This is a genomic window from Streptomyces sp. NPDC096310 (assembly GCF_044763125.1).
In the GTDB taxonomy this organism is placed as follows: domain Bacteria; phylum Actinomycetota; class Actinomycetes; order Streptomycetales; family Streptomycetaceae; genus Streptomyces.
This window is the reverse complement of sequence record NZ_JBIWFO010000024.1, coordinates 33,043-48,562: the sequence shown is the minus strand read 5'-3', so window position 1 is coordinate 48,562 and position 15,520 is coordinate 33,043. Positions and strand designations below refer to the sequence as shown.

Genomic DNA, 15,520 nt, shown 5'->3' with positions numbered 1-15,520 from the left:
AGGCTGGGCACGAAGGTACGGCGTACGAGGTCACCGGCGACGTACGAAGCCACTGGGGGCGGCGCACCGTCGCCGGTGCGCCGCCCCCAGTGGCGTGCTGTGCGTGTGATGTGCGGGCCGGGATCAGCCCTCGGCGCCCAGCTTCTCCGGACTGTGCATGTCTATTCGCTCGGGGCGAGCCGCTCCAGAATCAGCTCGCGGACGCGCGCCGCGTCTGCCTGGCCGCGCGTCGCCTTCATGACGGCGCCGACCAGGGCGCCCGCCGCCGCGACCTTGCCGGCGCGGATCTTGTCCGCGACGGCCGCGTTGGCCGCGATCGCCTCGTCCACGGCGGCGCCGAGCGCGCTGTCGTCGGAGACGACCTTGAGGCCGCGCTTCTCGACGACGGTGTCCGGGTCGCCCTCGCCCGCGAGCACGCCCTCGATCACCTGGCGGGCCAGCTTGTCGTTGAGGTCGCCGGCCGCGACGAGCGCGGCGACACGGGCGACCTGCTCGGGCGTGATGGGCAGCTCGTCCAGCGCGCGGCCGGACTCGTTGGCGTTACGGGCCAGCTCGCCCATCCACCACTTGCGGGCCTGGTCGGCCGGGGCGCCCACGGCGATCGTGGCGACGATGGGCTCGATCGCGCCCGCGTTGAGGATCGACTGCATGTCGTGCTCGGAGACGCCCCACTCCTCGCGGAGCCGGTTGCGGCGTACGCGCGGCGGCTCGGGCAGCGTGGCGCGCAGCTCCTCCACCCAGGCGCGGGCCGGGGCCACGGGGACGAGGTCGGGCTCCGGGAAGTACCGGTAGTCCTCGGCGTTGTCCTTGATCCGGCCGGAGGTGGTGGAGCCGTCCTCCTCGTGGAAGTGCCGGGTCTCCTGGAGGATGGTGCCGCCGCTGTTCAGCACCGCGGCGTGGCGCTGGATCTCGAAGCGTGCGGCGCGCTCGACGCTGCGCAGCGAGTTGACGTTCTTGGTCTCGGAGCGGGTGCCGAACTCCTCGCGGCCGTTCGGGCGCAGCGACAGGTTGACGTCGCACCGCATCTGGCCCATCTCCATGCGGGCCTCGGAGACGCCGAGCGCCTTGATCAGCTCACGCAGCTCGGCGACGTACGCCTTGGCGACCTCGGGGGCGCGCGCGCCGGCGCCCTCGATGGGCTTGGTGACGATCTCGATGAGCGGGATGCCGGCGCGGTTGTAGTCGAGCAGCGAGTGGGACGCGCCGTGGATCCGGCCCGTGGCACCGCCGACGTGCGTCGACTTGCCGGTGTCCTCCTCCATGTGGGCGCGCTCGATCTGCACGCGGAAGATCTCGCCGTCCTCCAACTGGACGTCCAGATAGCCGTTGAAGGCGATCGGCTCGTCGTACTGGGAGGTCTGGAAGTTCTTCGGCATGTCCGGGTAGAAGTAGTTCTTCCGGGCGAAGCGGCACCACTCGGCGATCTCGCAGTTGAGCGCGAGCCCGATCTTGATGGCGGACTCGACGCCGATCGCGTTGACGACCGGGAGCGATCCCGGCATGCCCAGACAGGTCGGGCAGGTCTGCGAGTTGGGCGCGGCGCCCAGCTCGGTCGAGCAGCCGCAGAACATCTTGGTCCTGGTGCCGAGCTCGACGTGGACCTCCAGGCCCATGACGGGGTCGTACGTGGCGAGGGCGTCCTCGTACGACACGAGTTCAGTGACGGTCACAGGTACTTCTTCCTCATCAATGCTTCATCGGTGTCGGCCAGCCAGCGCTGGTAGGACGACAGCTTTCCGAGTACGGAGAGATCCACTTCGTCGGCGAGGCGGGCGAAGTAATCGCCGGGGTCGGATCGCCGTGCCTTCTTCAGTACGTTCGCCAGTACGCGCTTCGGGTGGGCGGGGTGGCCCGGCGCCGGGTTTCCCTGTTCCACATCGGCGGGGTGCGGATGCGGGTGCGCCGACAGGTCGGCGGCCGGCTGTACCCGGGTCAGTGCGGCCCGGTCCGCCAGGACCCACGATTCGGTCATCATCCGGGGACCGAGCAGCACGGGCGTCGCCGCCCGCTCCGGCAGCGCGGCCAGCGCCTCCATCAGTCCGTGGGCATCCGGAATCTCCTTGTGGTCCCGATGGATGAAGAGTACGTCGCACCGCTCGGCCAGCGCCGTGGCCGCCTGGAGGAGAACCTTCGGCGCCGCCGTGGTGTGGACCGGAGCCGTCTCGCAGGGAGTGAGTACTTCGGCGGCCTTCAACGCTCTGGCGTGCAGCGTCTCCTCCAGTTGCCGCACGATCAGCCGTTCGAGGAAGAGCAGATCGCTCGGGCCTTCCACGAGCAGCCCGAACCTGAGCAGGCGTACGCGGCTCACGCGATCACCTGCCCCATGGACTCCAGCAGGCGCTTCACCTGCTCGGCCGTGACCGTGTCGCCCGGCTCCTCGTCCGCCAGGGGGGTACGCACAGGGCGGGCCCGGGTCACGGTCGAGACGCCTGTGCGCGCCGGGTCGATGTGTGATGCCTGCTCCAGGAGGACCAGGCTTCCCGAGGCGTCGTCGCGCAGTGCGGAGAGCAGCACGGGAGAGTGTGTGGTGGCGATCAGCTGCCGGAAACCGTAGGTCCGGGCCGCCCGGTCCACGAGGCCGGGGAAATCGTCCACGTCTCTGCGCAGCCGCCTCACCAGCTCGGCGATCCGGGTCGGATGCAGGCCGTTCTCGATCTCCTCGACGGCCAGCAGCCCGGCCCGCCGGTCGTCGTACCAGGCGGCGAGCAGGGCGAGGACGCGCATCGTGCCGTCGGACAGCATCGGCGGGGACGTCCAGCCGGTGTGCCGGAACCGTACGTCGAAGTCGTACTCGCCGCGCCGTTCGTCGAACAGCGGCCTGATCCCGGACGCCTCCGGGATCAGCGCGGCCAGGTCGGCCTCCATGTCGCGCAGCTCTTCGATGCCGAGGCGGTGCAGAACGGCCGCCAGATTGCCGCCGTTCGCCAGGAGCGTCAGCTCGTCGCTGCCGCCGAACGGCCGGCGCATGGCCGCGGGGTCGAGCGCGATCCGCTCCCAGGTCGCCGTTTCGCTCGCGAGCCGGCCGAGGAGTTCCTGCGCGGCCTCCGTCGCGGGTCCGTCCGTGGCGGGGTCGCTGCCGCGGAGCTGAGCCCAGTCCGCCCCGTTGCGCTCCACGAAGGACGTGCGCGCCGCGGCGAGGGCCGAGCGCAGCGGCCCCGGGATCGCCAGCCGGTCCATCCACTCCGTACGGGTGAGGCTGCTCACCCACACCCGCCCGCCACGCCATGCGGCCTTCACCGGCCCGGGCGGCGTGCCCTGGCGTTCGATGGCCAGCCGTACGACCAGCGGGAGCGGTCCGTACGTACTGGGCACGATCATGCCGATCTTGACCGTCAGGCCGGACGCCGTGTACGCGCCGCCGGCCCCGTCGGCATGGTGGAAGAGGTCGCGCGCGGCGAGCCGCGGGTTGTCGCCGTCCAGCGCTCTCGGCAGCCCGGTCGTCACCACACGGCGGACGAAGTCCAGGGCGTCCAGAAGGTTCGACTTGCCCGCGCCGTTGACACCCATCAGCACGGTGCAGGGGCGTACGTCCAGGGCGAAGCCGACGAACGACTTGAAGCCGTCGATCTCGATGCGGGTGATCACCAGGTCACCTCCTTCCGTGGCAGCGGTGGCAACAGCGGCGGTGGTACGCCGCGGTGCGGGTGCCGGGGCCCGCGAAGGCCCCGGCACCCGTGCGGTCAGCCCAGCAGGTCGTCGTCGCCCAGGCGCTTCAGCTCGCGGTACAGGATCGCCAGGCCCGTGACGATGGCCACCGCGGAGACCGCCGCGTCGACCAGCCGGAGCGTGTCGTGCTCCTTGCGGGCCAGCTTGGCCTGCTTCACGACGCCGAAGGCGCCGAGCGCGGTGCTGCCGATCGACAGGTACGTACCGGTCTTGGACTTCTTGAAGCCCTTGGCCTTGCTCATTGCACTGGTCACAGTGACGGTGCCTCCTCCAGCAACGGGTGTCCCCACCTTTCCACGAAGGCCGCTTCGACGGCGGCACCGACCGTGTAGAGCCGGTCGTCCTTCATGGCGGGGGCGATGATCTGCAGGCCGACCGGGAGACCGTCCTCGGGCGCGAGGCCGCAGGGCAGCGACATGGCCGCGTTGCCCGCCATGTTGACGGGGATGGTGCACAGGTCCGCGAGGTACATCGCCATCGGGTCGTCGGTGCGCTCGCCGATGCCGAAGGCGGTGGTCGGGGACGTCGGGGAGACGATCACGTCGACCTGCTCGAAGGCCTTCTCGAAGTCCCGGGTGATGAGCGTGCGGACCTTCTGGGCCGAGCCGTAGTACGCGTCGTAGTAGCCGGAGCTGAGCGCGTACGTGCCCAGGATGACGCGGCGCTTGACCTCGTCGCCGAAGCCGGCCTCGCGGGTGAGGGCGGTGACGTCCTCGGCCGAGCGCGTGCCGTCGTCGCCGACGCGCAGGCCGTAGCGCATGGCGTCGAAGCGCGCGAGGTTCGAGGAGCACTCGGACGGCGCGATCAGGTAGTACGCGGCGAGGCTGAGGTCGAAGGACGGGCAGTCCAGCTCCACGATCTCGGCGCCCAGCTCCTTCAGCAGCTCGACCGACTCGTCGAAGCGCTGGAGGACCCCGGCCTGGTACCCCTCGCCGCGGAACTGCCGGACGACGCCGACCCGCATCCCGGCGACCGAGCCGTTGCGCGCGGCCTCGACGACCGGCGGGACCGGCGCGTCGATGGAGGTCGAGTCGAGCGGGTCGTGGCCCGCGATGACCTCGTGCAGCAGCGCGGTGTCCAGGACGGTACGGGCGCAGGGGCCGCCCTGGTCGAGGGAGGACGAGAAGGCGACCATGCCGTACCGGGAGACGGCGCCGTACGTCGGCTTGACGCCGACCGTGCCGGTGAGCGCGGCGGGCTGGCGGATGGAGCCGCCGGTGTCCGTGCCGATGGCCAGCGGCGCCTGGTAGGAGGCGAGCGAGGCGGACGAGCCGCCGCCGGAGCCGCCGGGGATCTTGGTGAGGTCCCAGGGGTTGCCGGTGGGGCCGTACGCGCTGTTCTCCGTGGAGGACCCCATGGCGAACTCGTCCATGTTGGTCTTGCCGATGATGACGACGTCCGCGGCCCTGAGCTTCTTGGTGAGCGTCGCGTCGTACGGCGGGAGCCAGCCTTCGAGGATCTTGGAACCGACGGTGGTCGGGATCCCCTCGGTGGTGAAGATGTCCTTCAGTGCGACCGGGACGCCGGCCAGCGGGCCGAGCTTCTCGCCCGCCGCCCGCTTCGCGTCCACGGCGCGGGCCTGGGCCAGCGCGCCCTCGCGGTCGACGTACAGGAAGGCGTGCACCTTCTCGTCGACGGCCTCGATGCGCGCGAGGTGCGCCTCGGTGACCTCGACGGCCGTGAGGTCACCGGAGGCGATCCTCGCGGCGATCTCGGCGGCGGTGAGCTTGATGATGTCCGTCTTGACGGTGTCGGTCATGACTGTTTAGTCCTCCCCCAGGATCTGCGGCACCTTGAAACGCTGCTGCTCCTGGGCAGGGGCGCCGGAAAGCGCCTGCTCGGGGGTGAGCGACGGGCGGACCTCGTCCGCGCGCATGACATTGGTCAGCGGCAGCGGATGGGAGGTCGGCGGTACGTCTTGGTCGGCTACCTCGGATACGCGGGCGACCGCGCCGATGATGTCGTCGAGCTGTCCGGCGAAGTGGTCGAGCTCTTCGGCCTTCAGCTCCAGACGCGCCAGCCGGGCGAGGTGGGCGACCTCCTCGCGCGTGATGCCAGGCATGCAGCGATCCTCAGGGGTGAGTGTGATTGGTTTTCACCCAATCCTATGGGGCGGGCACCCCTGCTCACGAAACGGCCGGGACGCCCGTCCCCGCGGGCGTCCCGGGCGGCCCGGGACCGGGGACCCCCGCGGACCACCGGGGGCCGCCTCAGCGCGCCGCTGCCCGGCCCTACGTGACCGCCTGGCCCGACTGTTCGCGGGCCCGCGACTCACGGGCCCGGGCCGCCTCCAGCTCGGCCGGACGCTGCCAGCCGTGCTCGCCCCTGGCCAGCAGCCAGGCCGTCGCCTCGTGGGGCGGCATCGCCGCGGCCACCAGCCAGCCCTGTACGGCGTCGCAGCCCAGGTCCCGCAGCCTCTCCCAGGTCTCGTCGTCCTCGACGCCCTCCGCGACGACCAGCAGGCCCAGGGAGTGCGCCAGGTCGACCGTGCAGCGGACGATCTCCGCGTCCTCGGTGTCGACCGCGAGCCGGGCCACGAAGGAACGGTCGATCTTCAGCTCGCTCACCGGCAGCCGCCGGAGATGGACCAGCGAGGAGTACCCCGTACCGAAGTCGTCGAGCGACATCTTCACCCCGTGCCCGGTGAGACCGGCGAGGGTGTCGGCGGCGCGCTGGGGGTCCTCCAGCAGGACGTGTTCCGTTATCTCCAGCTGGAGGGAGCCGGCCGGGACACCGTGCCGGGCCAGCCGGGCCGCCACCGCGCCCGCGAACCCGGGGGTGTGCACGTCCCGCGGCGAGACATTGACGGCGACGGGCACCATCAGTCCCTGGTTTCGCCAGCGGGCGACCTGAGCGAGAGCGGTGTCCAGTACGTACTCCGTGAGGTGAGGCATCAGACCGGAGGACTCGGCGATCGCGATGAACTCGTCCGGAGGGACGCGCCCGCGCTCGGGGTGCACCCAGCGCACCAGCGCCTCCAGGCCGGCGACCTGGCCGTCGAACCGGACCTTCGGCTGGTAGTGCAGCTCCACCTCCCGCGCGTCCAGCGCGCGGCGCAGATCGCCGAGGAGGCCGAGGCGGTCGGGGGTGTTGGAGTCCCGCTTGGACTCGTAGACCTCCACGCCCGTACGGTCCCGCTTCGCCTGGTACATGGCGACGTCCGCCCGCTGGAGCAGCCCCTCCGCGTCCAGCGCGTGCTCGGGGTAGACGGCGACGCCGGCGCTGGCCTCCAGGACGAGGGTGAGGCCGTCGAGGTCCAGCGACGAGGAGAGGTCCGCCACGAGATGACGGGCGACGCGCTGCGCACTGGTGGTGGAGTCGCATGTCGGGAGCAGTACGGCGAACTCGTCGCCGCCGAGCCGCGCGGCCTCGGCTCCGCGCGGCAGGGCCAGCCTCAGCCGGTCCGCTATCTGCAGCAGCAGCCGGTCCCCCGCCAGGTGGCCGAGCGTGTCGTTGACGGAACGGAACCGGTCCAGGTCGATCAGGACCAGCGCCGCTCTGGCGCCCTGGCCCTCCGCCTCCTCCAGCGCCGACCAGGTGCGCTCCAGCAGCCACTGCCGGTTGGGGAGTTTGGTCAGCGGGTCGCGGAGCTGTTCCTCGGCGCGCGCCCGGGCGATCCAGAGCGTGGAGTCGAGGGCTATCAGCGGGATCGCGAAGAGCGGCAGGAGCACCGGCTGCGACATCGCGACGACGCAGATCAGCGGGGCGATGCCGAGCAGGGCGACCGCGACGAGCCCCTGCCGGTAGAGGGCGGTGCGGCCGGCGGCGGGCAGCCCAGCGCCCTGCGGCGCCAGCGCGTACCAGAGCAGCAGCCGGGTGACCGTGAGCTGGGCGCCCGCCGCGAGCACGATCTGCGGGACGTCACCGATGGTCCAGTCGAGCGGCTGCCAGGGGTGCTCGACGGTGGGGACCACACCGAACACCGCCAGGGCGAGCGCGGCGGCCCCGGTCCCCAGCAGGTCGGCCGCGCCGTGCAGGACGCCCTGGCGCCAGCGGTGTCTGCGGGCCACACCGACCAGGACGACGACGGCCAGGCTGACCAGTCCGGCCGCGACCCACCCGTACAGCAGCAGCACGGCGAGGGTGAGGGCCGCGCCGGAGCCCGTCCCGCCCCACCAGCGGTCGCGGCCGAGCGCGACGAGATGGCCGACGATGACGCCGGTGAGGACGGCCAGCGCCCAGCCCGCGTCGGAGCCGGGGAACAGCGCGTGACCGTCCCGCAGTGTCCACACCACGCCGGTCACCAGAACGACGACGGCGAGTCCCACCACCAGAACGGGCGTTCTGGCGGCCATGCCCCCAAATCCCGCGAAACCGCGCGGGGGTGGGACCGGGGCGGCGCTCTCGGTCGGTTTCATTCCCGTCCCTCTCACAGCCGGCGGAGCCGATGCCACGCGATGGCACGTTGTCGTGCAACACGGCTGGAATCGGACTACTGAGCCGTGTTCGACAGGCGCACATCTCAACAGTAGGCCGCGAAAGGCCTCGACGGGCAGCGCTCTACATCTGTTGCCCGAATGCGACCGGCCCATCCCTATCCATCTGGTATGCGCCGAACGGGTGAGCTTGACGGCCCGAAATCGACGGTGTGACGTCGCGCACCGCGCGGGCGGGACCGCCTCACTCCCCGGGCGTGACCGGAGCCTCCTCGGATGCGGACGGAGTCTTTCCGTCGGACGGGGCGGCCTCTTCGCCGGTGGCGGCGGGCTCCTCGGGGGTGAGCGCGACCTCCCTGGCGGCGTCCGGGCCCTGTTCGAGCAGGACGGTGAGCCCGTCGCCGTCCAGGACAGGCACCTTCAACTGCATCGCCTTGTCGTACTTCGACCCGGGGTTCTCACCGACCACCACGAAGGCGGTCTTCTTCGACACCGAGCCGGTCACCTTCGCTCCACGGCTCTGCAGCGCCTCTTTCGCGCCATCCCGCGTGTACTGCTCCAGCGTGCCCGTCACCACGACCGTGAGCCCTTCCAGCGGCCGGGGGCCGTCGTCCTCGCCCGAGCCCTCCTCCTCCATCCGGACGCCCGCCGCACGCCACTTGCGCAGGATCTCGCGGTGCCAGTCGACCGCGAACCACTCCTTGAGGGAAGCCGCGATGATCGGCCCGACGCCGGCGACGTCCGCCAACTCCTCCTCCGTCGCCTCCTCGATCCGGTCGATCGAACGGAACTCCCTGGCCAGCGCCTCGGAGGCGACCGGCCCCACATGGCGGACGGAGAGTCCGGCGATGATCCGGGCGAGCGGGCGCTCCTTGGCCGCCGCGATGTTCTCCAGCATCGCGAGGGCGTTCTTCCGCGGCTCGCCCGCCTGGTTGGCGAAGACGGTGGCGATTTTCTCCTCGCCGGTCTTCGGATCCCGCTTGGGCAGACCGCTGTCCTGGTCGAGGACGTACGCCGTGATGGGCAGCAGCCGCTCGATGGTGAGGTCGAAGAGATCGCCCTCGTCCAGCAGCGGAGGAATGGCCGGTTCCAGCGGTTTGGTCAGGGCGGCCGCGGCGACATAGCCGAAGTTCTCGATGTCGAGGCACTTGCGGCCCGCGAGATAGAACAGCCGCTCGCGCAACTGGGCGGGGCAGGTACGCGCGTTGGGACACCGGATGTCGATGTCCCCTTCCTTCATCGCGCGCAGCGGCGTACCGCACTCGGGGCACTCGGTGGGCATCACGAACTCGTGGGCGTCGTCCGGGCGCAGGTCGACCACCGGGCCGAGGATCTCCGGGATGACGTCACCGGCCTTGCGCAGCACGACCGTGTCGCCGATCCACACGCCCTTGGCCCGCACCACGTCCTGGTTGTGCAGGGTGGCGAACTCGACCTCGGAGCCCGCCACCGTGACCGGCTCGACCTGGGCGTAGGGCGTGACCCGCCCCGTACGGCCCACACCGACCCGGATGTTCACCAGTTTGGTGTTGACCTCCTCCGGCGCGTACTTCCAGGCGATGGCCCAGCGCGGCGCGCGCGAGGTGGAGCCCAGCCGGCCCTGGAGCGGGATCTCGTCGAGTTTGACGACCACCCCGTCGATCTCGTGCTCCACGGAGTGGCGGTTCTCCCCGAAGTACGTGATGAACTCCCTGACCTCGGCGACCGATCCGACCACCTTGTTGTGGCGGGCGGTCGGCAGCCCCCACTCGCGCAGCAGTTCGTAGGCGTGGGAGAGGCGGTCGATGTCGAAGCCCTGGCGGGCCCCGATGCCGTGCACCACCATGTGCAGTGGGCGGGTCGCGGTGATCTTCGGGTCCTTCTGGCGCAGCGAACCCGCCGCCGCGTTGCGCGGGTTGGCGAAGGGCTTGTCACCGGCCTCCACCAGACGGGCGTTCAGCTCCTGGAAGGCGTCCATCGGGAAGTAGACCTCGCCGCGGATCTCCACCAGGTCGGGGACGCGCTCCCCTTCGAGGCGGTGCGGGATCTCCGCGATCGTGCGGACGTTGGGCGTGATGTCCTCGCCCGTCCGGCCGTCGCCCCGGGTGGCCGCGCGGGTCAGTCTGCCGTGCTCGTACGTCAGGTTGACCGCGAGCCCGTCGACCTTCAGTTCGCAGAGGTAGTGGAAGTCCGGCGTGCCCACGTCCTTGGCGACGCGGTCGGCCCACGCCCCCAGTTCCTCGTCGTCGAACGCGTTGTCGAGGGAGAGCATCCGCTCACGGTGCTGGACCGCGGTGAAATCCGTCGCGTACGCCCCCGCGACCTTCTGCGTCGGCGAGTCGGGCGTGCGCAGCTCCGCGTACGTCTCCTCCAGCGCCTCCAGCGTGCGCAGCAGCCGGTCGAACTCGCCGTCGCTGACGATCGGCTGGTCCTTCACGTAGTACCGGAAGCGGTGCTCCTCGATCTGCTCGGCGAGGAGGGCATGCCGCTCCCGTGCCTCAGCGGGCACCGCACTCTGCTGTTCGCCAGCCACCGTCTCGTCCTCCCGATCACCATGGCCCGTCATCCGGGACCGTCACTCAGGGTTGTCCGCGAGGGATCTCGCGGCCCTGACGCAGTGCGCCGTCGCGGCGTGCGCGTACGCGGGTGAGGCACCCGCGAGCCCGCACGTCGGCGTGAGCACCACGGACTCCGTCAGAGTCCCCGGATCGAGCCCCAGCCTGCGCCACAGCGTCCTGACACCCATGACGCTACCGGCAGGGTCTGACAACGGGCCGTCAGTGCCCGGCACGACCCCCGCGAAGAGCTTCGTGCCGGCCTCGACGGCCTCCCCGATCGTCTCTTCGTCACGCTCGGTGAGTAGTCCGAAATCGAACGAAACGGCCGCCGCGCCCGCCCTCCGCAGCAGCGCGAACGGCACGTCGGGCGCGCAGGAGTGCACGACCGAGGCCCCCGGCGCGAGCGCCGTCAGCTCGCGCAGCGCGCCCTCCACGACCTGCCGGTCCACCGCCCGGTGGGTGCGGTAGCCGCTGGCGGTCCTGACCTGTCCGCGCAGGACGGCGGTGAGGGACGGTTCGTCGATCTGGAGTACGGGGACGGCGCCCGGCACCCGGCGCCGTACCTCCGCGAGGTGCGCGCTCACCCCCTCCACCAGGGAGGCGGTGAGGTCCCGGCAGGCGCCGGGGTCGCCGAGGGCGGACTCGCCGCCGCGCAGCTCCATGGCGGCGGCGAGCGTCCACACCCCGACGACCTGGACCTTGAGCGGCCCCTGATACCCCTGGGTGAACTCCTCCAGTGCGTCGAGGTCCTCCCCCAGCCAGGATCTCGCCCGCTTGGTGTCCCGCCCCGGGTGGTCCCCGATCCGCCAGCCGCTGGGCTCCACGCGGGCGTAGATCTCGGCGAGGAGTCCGGCCGTACGGCCGATCATGTCGGCGCCCGGCCCTCTCGCGGGGAGTTCGGCGAGGTACGGGAAGTCCTCGAACGTCCCGGTGACGGCGCGGGCGGTCTCGCGCGCGTCGCCGCCCGGCATGGAGCCGACGCCGGTGGCGGGCCCCCAGACGGTGGTGGCGGTGTCGCTCTGGGGGCTCTCGGACGGCCCGCTCATCGGCCCGGCCGTACGGTCACGTCGTCGATCTGCGCGTCACGCGGCAGGTCGAGCGCGGTCACGATCGTCGTCGCGACCGACTCGGGGTCGATCCAGCGGGACGCGTCGTACTCCTTGCCCTCCTGCTGGTGCACCTTGGCCTGCATGGGGCTCGCCGTACGGCCCGGGTAGACGGAGGTGACCCGTACGCCGTTCGGCCGCTCCTCGTCGCGCACCGCGTCGGCCAGCGCCTTCAGTCCGTGCTTGGAGGCGGCGTACGCGCCCCACTGGGCGTGGGCGCGCAGCCCGGCGCCCGAGTTGACGAAGACGATCTGCCCGTGGGAGACGCGGAGCTGCGGCAGCAGCAGCCGGGTCAGCTCGGCCGGGGAGATCAGGTTGACCGCGAGCTGGCCCTGCCACGCCTTGGGCGTCAGCTCCCCGACCTCGCCCAGTTCGACGACGCCCGCGATGTGCAGGAGCGAGTCGAGCCGGTCGGGGAGGTCCTGCTGACCGAGCGCCCAGGAGAGCCGGTCGGGGGTGGCGAGGTCGCCGACGAGGGTGCGGGCGCCGGGAAATGCCTGCGCGAGTTCCTTCGCGCGGCCGGCGTCGCGGGCGAAGAGGATCAGGTCGTCGCCGCGTTCGTGCAGGCGGCACGCGACGGCGGCGCCGATGCCCGAGCCCGCACCGGTGAGGAGATGGGTAGCCATGCGGTCATCGTCGCATCACCGCGCCCGGATCACCGCACGCCGACGGCCTCCTCCAGATAGGCGAGGGCGCCGACCCCGTCCTCGGCGAAGAAGACCAGCTCGGTGAGGGGCAGCGGCAGGAAACCCTCGTCCTCCATCCGCCGGAACTGCTCCTTCAGTCCGTCGTAGAAGCCGGCCGTGTTGAGCAGCACCACGGGGTGGCCGTGCATGCCGTGCTTCTTCAGCTCCAGGATCTCGGTGGCTTCGTCCAGCGTCCCCGTACCGCCGACCATGATCACGACGGCGTCGGACTTGGCGAGCAGCAGCGCCTTGCGCTCCGCGAGGTCCTTCGCGATCACCATCTCGTCCGCGTCGGGCCGGGCCACGGCCTGGAGGAAGTCCACCGAAACCCCCACCAGCCGACCACCGCCCTCCCGCACCCCATCGGCGACGACCTTCATCAGCCCGCTGTCGGAGCCACCCCAGACGAGGGTGTGGCCGCCCTTGCCGATCAGTTCGCCGAATTCGCGGGCGGGGCGGGTGTAACGCTCGTCGAGGTCGGCGGCGGAGAGGAAGACACAGATATTCATGGGGTGAACGGTACGGGCTGCCCCGTGACGGGGAGTGGATCAGCGAGCGCCCGCCGCGCAGGGCGTCCGGCAGAGCGGTCTCAGGGGTACCGGCGCCGTGGTCGGAGCGGGCTTGACCTTGACGCTGGGTCAACCCTCCATCCTTCCGGCAGGAGCTTCCTCGCAGCCGCCTGGAACAGCTCCGCAAAGGAGGCACATGACTATGACGGCCCAAACGATCGACGGTCCGGCGATGCGCGTGCGGGGTCTGGAGAAGTCGTACGGGAAGCTCGAAGTGCTGCGCGGTGTGGACTTCGATGTGGCGCGGGGCAGCATCTTCGCCCTGCTCGGCTCCAACGGGGCGGGCAAGACCACGACCGTGAGGATCCTCGCCACGCTCCTCAAAGCCGACGCGGGGACGGCGAGCGTCCATGGCTTCGACGTCGCCACGCAACCCGAGAACGTGCGCGAGTCCATCAGCCTCACCGGGCAGTTCGCGGCCGTCGACGAGATCCTCAGCGGTCGGGAGAACCTCGTACTCGTCGCCAGGCTGCGCCACTTAAAGGACCCGGCCGCGATCGCGGACGACCTGCTGAGGCGTTTCTCGCTGACCGAGGCGGGCGCGCGGAAGGTGTCCACGTATTCGGGTGGGATGCGCCGTCGGCTGGACATCGCGATGAGCCTCATCGGGAATTCGCCGGTGATCTTCCTGGACGAGCCGACGGCCGGACTCGACCCCGAGGCCCGCATCGAGGTGTGGGATGCGGTGAAGGAGCTCGCCGGCCACGGAACGACGGTGCTGCTCACCACGCAGTACCTGGACGAGGCCGAGCAGCTGGCCAACCGGATAGCAATCCTCCACCAGGGTCGGATCATCGTGAACGGCACCCTCGCCGAGCTCAAGCAGCTCTTCCCGCCCGCCACCGTCGAGTACGTCGAGAAGCAGCCGACCCTGGAGGAGATCTTCCTCGCGATCATCGGCGGCGGCGAAAAGAGCGACGCTCCTGGCACGACAACTGAGGGACAAGAATGACCGCGTACTTCTTCAGCGACACTGCCGCGCTCACGGGGCGGACCCTGCGCCATGTCACACGCAGCATGGACACCATCATCACGACCGCCATCACGCCGGTCGCCATGATGCTGATGTTCGTCTACGTGTTCGGAGGCGCCATTGATACCGGGTCGGTTCCGTATGTGAACTACATGCTGCCCGGCATCCTGCTCATGACCATCGCATCGGGCATCTCCTACACGGCGTACCGGCTGTTCACCGATGTGAAGAGCGGGATCTTCGAGCGATTCCAGTCCATGCCGATCGCGCGGTCGGGTGTGCTGTGGGCCCATATCGTCACCTCTCTGGTCGCCAACCTGATCGCGCTCGTACTCGTCGTGGGCGTCGCTCTGCTCATGGGCTTCCGCTCAGGAGCGGGAGTGTCGGCATGGCTCGGGGTCACCGGCATCCTGCTCTTGTTCACCCTGGCGCTGACCTGGCTCGCCGTGATCCCCGGGCTCTCCGCGTCGTCGGTCGAGGGAGCGGGCGCGTTCGCCTACCCGCTCATCTTCCTGCCGTTCGTCAGCTCGGCGTTCGTGCCCACAAAGACGATGCCCGGCCCGGTGCGCTGGTTCGCCGAGCACCAGCCGGTGACGTCGATCGTCAACACGATCCGCGACCTGTTCGCCCAGCGGCCCGTCGGCGACGACATCTGGACCGCCCTCGCCTGGTGCGTCGGCATCCTCGTCGTGGCGTACGTCTTCGCGATGGCCGCCTATCGCCGGAAGATCGCCTGAGGCAGTCTGAGACCCATGCTCACCATCAGCCGGCTTGCGGCGTACGCCGGGGTGACGGTGCGGGCGGTACGCCACTACCACAAGGTCGGGCTGCTGCCGGAGCCCGAACGCAACCAGTCCGGATACCGGATCTACGACGCTGCCGCGGTCGTGCGACTGATCCGGATCCACACCCTGGCCGATGCCGGCGTGCCGCTGGCCAGGGTGCAGGAACTCCTCGACGCCGGCCCGGAGGAGTTCGCCGGCGGTGTCCAGGAGATCGACAAGGATCTGCGCGCCGAGATCCGCCGGCTGCAGGGCACCCGCAGACGGCTCGCCCGGCTCGCCGCCGGAGAGCACCTGGCGCTCCCGCAGAGCGTCGTGGACTACCTCGACCGGCTGCGCGGTCTCGGCGTTGAGGAGCGGTACATCGAGATGGAGCGGGACGCCTGGATCATGATCGCCGCCCAGGTGCCGCATTCGATCGACTCCGTGATCGCCAAGAAGCACGAGGAGCTGGACGACCCCTGCATGGTGAAGCTCTACAGCCTTCTCAGCGGGGCACTCGACCGACCGGCCGACGATCCGCAGATCGTCGAGGTCGCCGACATCATGGAGCGCTTGATGATTCGCGCTGTGGAGGCCGGCGAGGTGGGTGCCGACGACGGCATCGACGACCAGTTCGTCGACCTGCTGGACTCAACCATGGTCGAGTCCTCACCGCACGCCGCGCGGCTGTTGGCGATCCTGGAGGAGCGGGGCTGGAGGGGTTGGACCCGCGTCGAGCGCGTACCTGCCGACAGGCTCAGCACCGAGCTGCCGCTCTCCGGGAAGAGCCCGGCGCGCGACGTTGCTGAACAGTAGAGAGTGAACCGGAACCACACCCCCCGA

General features: G+C 70.6%; 14 protein-coding genes. 3 read left to right on the top strand and 11 right to left on the bottom strand.

Annotation, left to right across the window (positions count from 1 at the left end; translation table 11 throughout):
- Nucleotides 1–161: 161 nt before the first annotated feature.
- From gatB to ACIQ7D_RS31035, 11 genes are all read right to left on the bottom strand, one after another.
- Complete coding sequence (gene gatB, locus ACIQ7D_RS31085; RefSeq protein ID WP_403943319.1) at nt 162–1,670, bottom strand: Asp-tRNA(Asn)/Glu-tRNA(Gln) amidotransferase subunit GatB; 1,509 nt, start codon at nt 1,668–1,670, stop codon at nt 162–164.
- Complete coding sequence (locus ACIQ7D_RS31080) at nt 1,667–2,308, bottom strand: hypothetical protein (RefSeq protein WP_403943317.1); 642 nt, start codon at nt 2,306–2,308, stop codon at nt 1,667–1,669. Before ACIQ7D_RS31080 ends, gatB begins: the two co-directional genes overlap by 4 nt.
- Nucleotides 2,305–3,585 (bottom strand): AAA family ATPase, encoded by a 1,281-nt coding sequence (locus ACIQ7D_RS31075; protein WP_403943315.1) that lies wholly within the window; start codon nt 3,583–3,585, stop codon nt 2,305–2,307. The genes ACIQ7D_RS31080 and ACIQ7D_RS31075 overlap by 4 nt, the downstream gene beginning before the upstream one ends.
- 95 nt (nt 3,586–3,680) lie before the next feature.
- Nucleotides 3,681–3,908 (bottom strand): hypothetical protein, encoded by a 228-nt coding sequence (locus ACIQ7D_RS31070; protein WP_403943404.1) that lies wholly within the window; start codon nt 3,906–3,908, stop codon nt 3,681–3,683.
- An 8-nt stretch (nt 3,909–3,916) separates the two neighbouring features.
- The gene (gatA, locus tag ACIQ7D_RS31065) at nt 3,917–5,425 is read right to left on the bottom strand and encodes an Asp-tRNA(Asn)/Glu-tRNA(Gln) amidotransferase subunit GatA (RefSeq protein WP_403943313.1); all 1,509 of its coding nucleotides are present in this window, start codon (nt 5,423–5,425) and stop codon (nt 3,917–3,919) included.
- Nucleotides 5,426–5,431: 6 nt separating this feature from the next.
- Nucleotides 5,432–5,728 (bottom strand): Asp-tRNA(Asn)/Glu-tRNA(Gln) amidotransferase subunit GatC, encoded by a 297-nt coding sequence (gatC, locus tag ACIQ7D_RS31060; RefSeq protein WP_010984178.1) that lies wholly within the window; start codon nt 5,726–5,728, stop codon nt 5,432–5,434.
- Between the two features lie 169 nt (nt 5,729–5,897).
- On the bottom strand, nt 5,898–8,024 hold the full coding sequence (locus tag ACIQ7D_RS31055; RefSeq protein WP_403943311.1) for a putative bifunctional diguanylate cyclase/phosphodiesterase: 2,127 nt from the start codon (nt 8,022–8,024) through the stop codon (nt 5,898–5,900).
- A 262-nt stretch (nt 8,025–8,286) separates the two neighbouring features.
- Entirely contained in the window at nt 8,287–10,587 is a 2,301-nt protein-coding gene (ligA, locus tag ACIQ7D_RS31050) for an NAD-dependent DNA ligase LigA (protein ID WP_403943309.1), read from the bottom strand.
- A gap of 9 nt (nt 10,588–10,596) precedes the next feature.
- The gene (locus tag ACIQ7D_RS31045; protein WP_403943307.1) at nt 10,597–11,625 is read right to left on the bottom strand and encodes a methionine synthase; all 1,029 of its coding nucleotides are present in this window, start codon (nt 11,623–11,625) and stop codon (nt 10,597–10,599) included.
- Nucleotides 11,622–12,311: an SDR family oxidoreductase gene (locus tag ACIQ7D_RS31040; RefSeq protein ID WP_403943304.1), complete on the bottom strand. Its 690-nt coding sequence runs from the start codon at nt 12,309–12,311 to the stop codon at nt 11,622–11,624. The genes ACIQ7D_RS31045 and ACIQ7D_RS31040 overlap by 4 nt, the downstream gene beginning before the upstream one ends.
- A gap of 29 nt (nt 12,312–12,340) precedes the next feature.
- On the bottom strand, nt 12,341–12,880 hold the full coding sequence (locus tag ACIQ7D_RS31035; RefSeq protein WP_403943303.1) for a TIGR00730 family Rossman fold protein: 540 nt from the start codon (nt 12,878–12,880) through the stop codon (nt 12,341–12,343).
- A 202-nt stretch (nt 12,881–13,082) separates the two neighbouring features.
- Here ACIQ7D_RS31035 and ACIQ7D_RS31030 point away from each other — a divergent pair, with 202 nt between their 5' ends.
- Genes ACIQ7D_RS31030 through ACIQ7D_RS31020 form a run of 3 tightly spaced genes read left to right on the top strand, consistent with a single transcriptional unit; the run spans nt 13,083 to nt 15,493 of the window.
- Nucleotides 13,083–13,892: an ABC transporter ATP-binding protein gene (locus ACIQ7D_RS31030; protein WP_403943301.1), complete on the top strand. Its 810-nt coding sequence runs from the start codon at nt 13,083–13,085 to the stop codon at nt 13,890–13,892.
- Nucleotides 13,889–14,650, top strand: coding sequence for an ABC transporter permease (locus ACIQ7D_RS31025; protein ID WP_403943298.1), 762 nt, complete (start codon nt 13,889–13,891; stop codon nt 14,648–14,650). Before ACIQ7D_RS31030 ends, ACIQ7D_RS31025 begins: the two co-directional genes overlap by 4 nt.
- Before the next feature lie 15 nt (nt 14,651–14,665).
- The gene (locus tag ACIQ7D_RS31020) at nt 14,666–15,493 is read left to right on the top strand and encodes a MerR family transcriptional regulator (protein WP_403943297.1); all 828 of its coding nucleotides are present in this window, start codon (nt 14,666–14,668) and stop codon (nt 15,491–15,493) included.
- The last annotated feature ends 27 nt before the right edge of the window (nt 15,494–15,520 follow it).

Bases quoted from the DNA above. Each gene is read 5' to 3' on its own strand.
- ACIQ7D_RS31070 (WP_403943404.1), bottom strand. From the start codon at position 3,908: ATGAGCAAGGCCAAGGGCTTCAAGAAGTCCAAGACCGGTACGTACCTG.
- gatA (WP_403943313.1), bottom strand. From the start codon at position 5,425: ATGACCGACACCGTCAAGACGGACATCATCAAGCTCACCGCCGCCGAG.
- gatC (WP_010984178.1), bottom strand. From the start codon at position 5,728: ATGCCTGGCATCACGCGCGAGGAGGTCGCCCACCTCGCCCGGCTGGCG.
- ACIQ7D_RS31055 (WP_403943311.1), bottom strand. From the start codon at position 8,024: ATGAAACCGACCGAGAGCGCCGCCCCGGTCCCACCCCCGCGCGGTTTC.
- ligA (WP_403943309.1), bottom strand. From the start codon at position 10,587: ATGACGGGCCATGGTGATCGGGAGGACGAGACGGTGGCTGGCGAACAG.
- ACIQ7D_RS31045 (WP_403943307.1), bottom strand. From the start codon at position 11,625: ATGAGCGGGCCGTCCGAGAGCCCCCAGAGCGACACCGCCACCACCGTC.
- ACIQ7D_RS31040 (WP_403943304.1), bottom strand. From the start codon at position 12,311: ATGGCTACCCATCTCCTCACCGGTGCGGGCTCGGGCATCGGCGCCGCC.
- ACIQ7D_RS31035 (WP_403943303.1), bottom strand. From the start codon at position 12,880: ATGAATATCTGTGTCTTCCTCTCCGCCGCCGACCTCGACGAGCGTTAC.
- ACIQ7D_RS31030 (WP_403943301.1), top strand. From the start codon at position 13,083: ATGACGGCCCAAACGATCGACGGTCCGGCGATGCGCGTGCGGGGTCTG.
- ACIQ7D_RS31025 (WP_403943298.1), top strand. From the start codon at position 13,889: ATGACCGCGTACTTCTTCAGCGACACTGCCGCGCTCACGGGGCGGACC.
- ACIQ7D_RS31020 (WP_403943297.1), top strand. From the start codon at position 14,666: ATGCTCACCATCAGCCGGCTTGCGGCGTACGCCGGGGTGACGGTGCGG.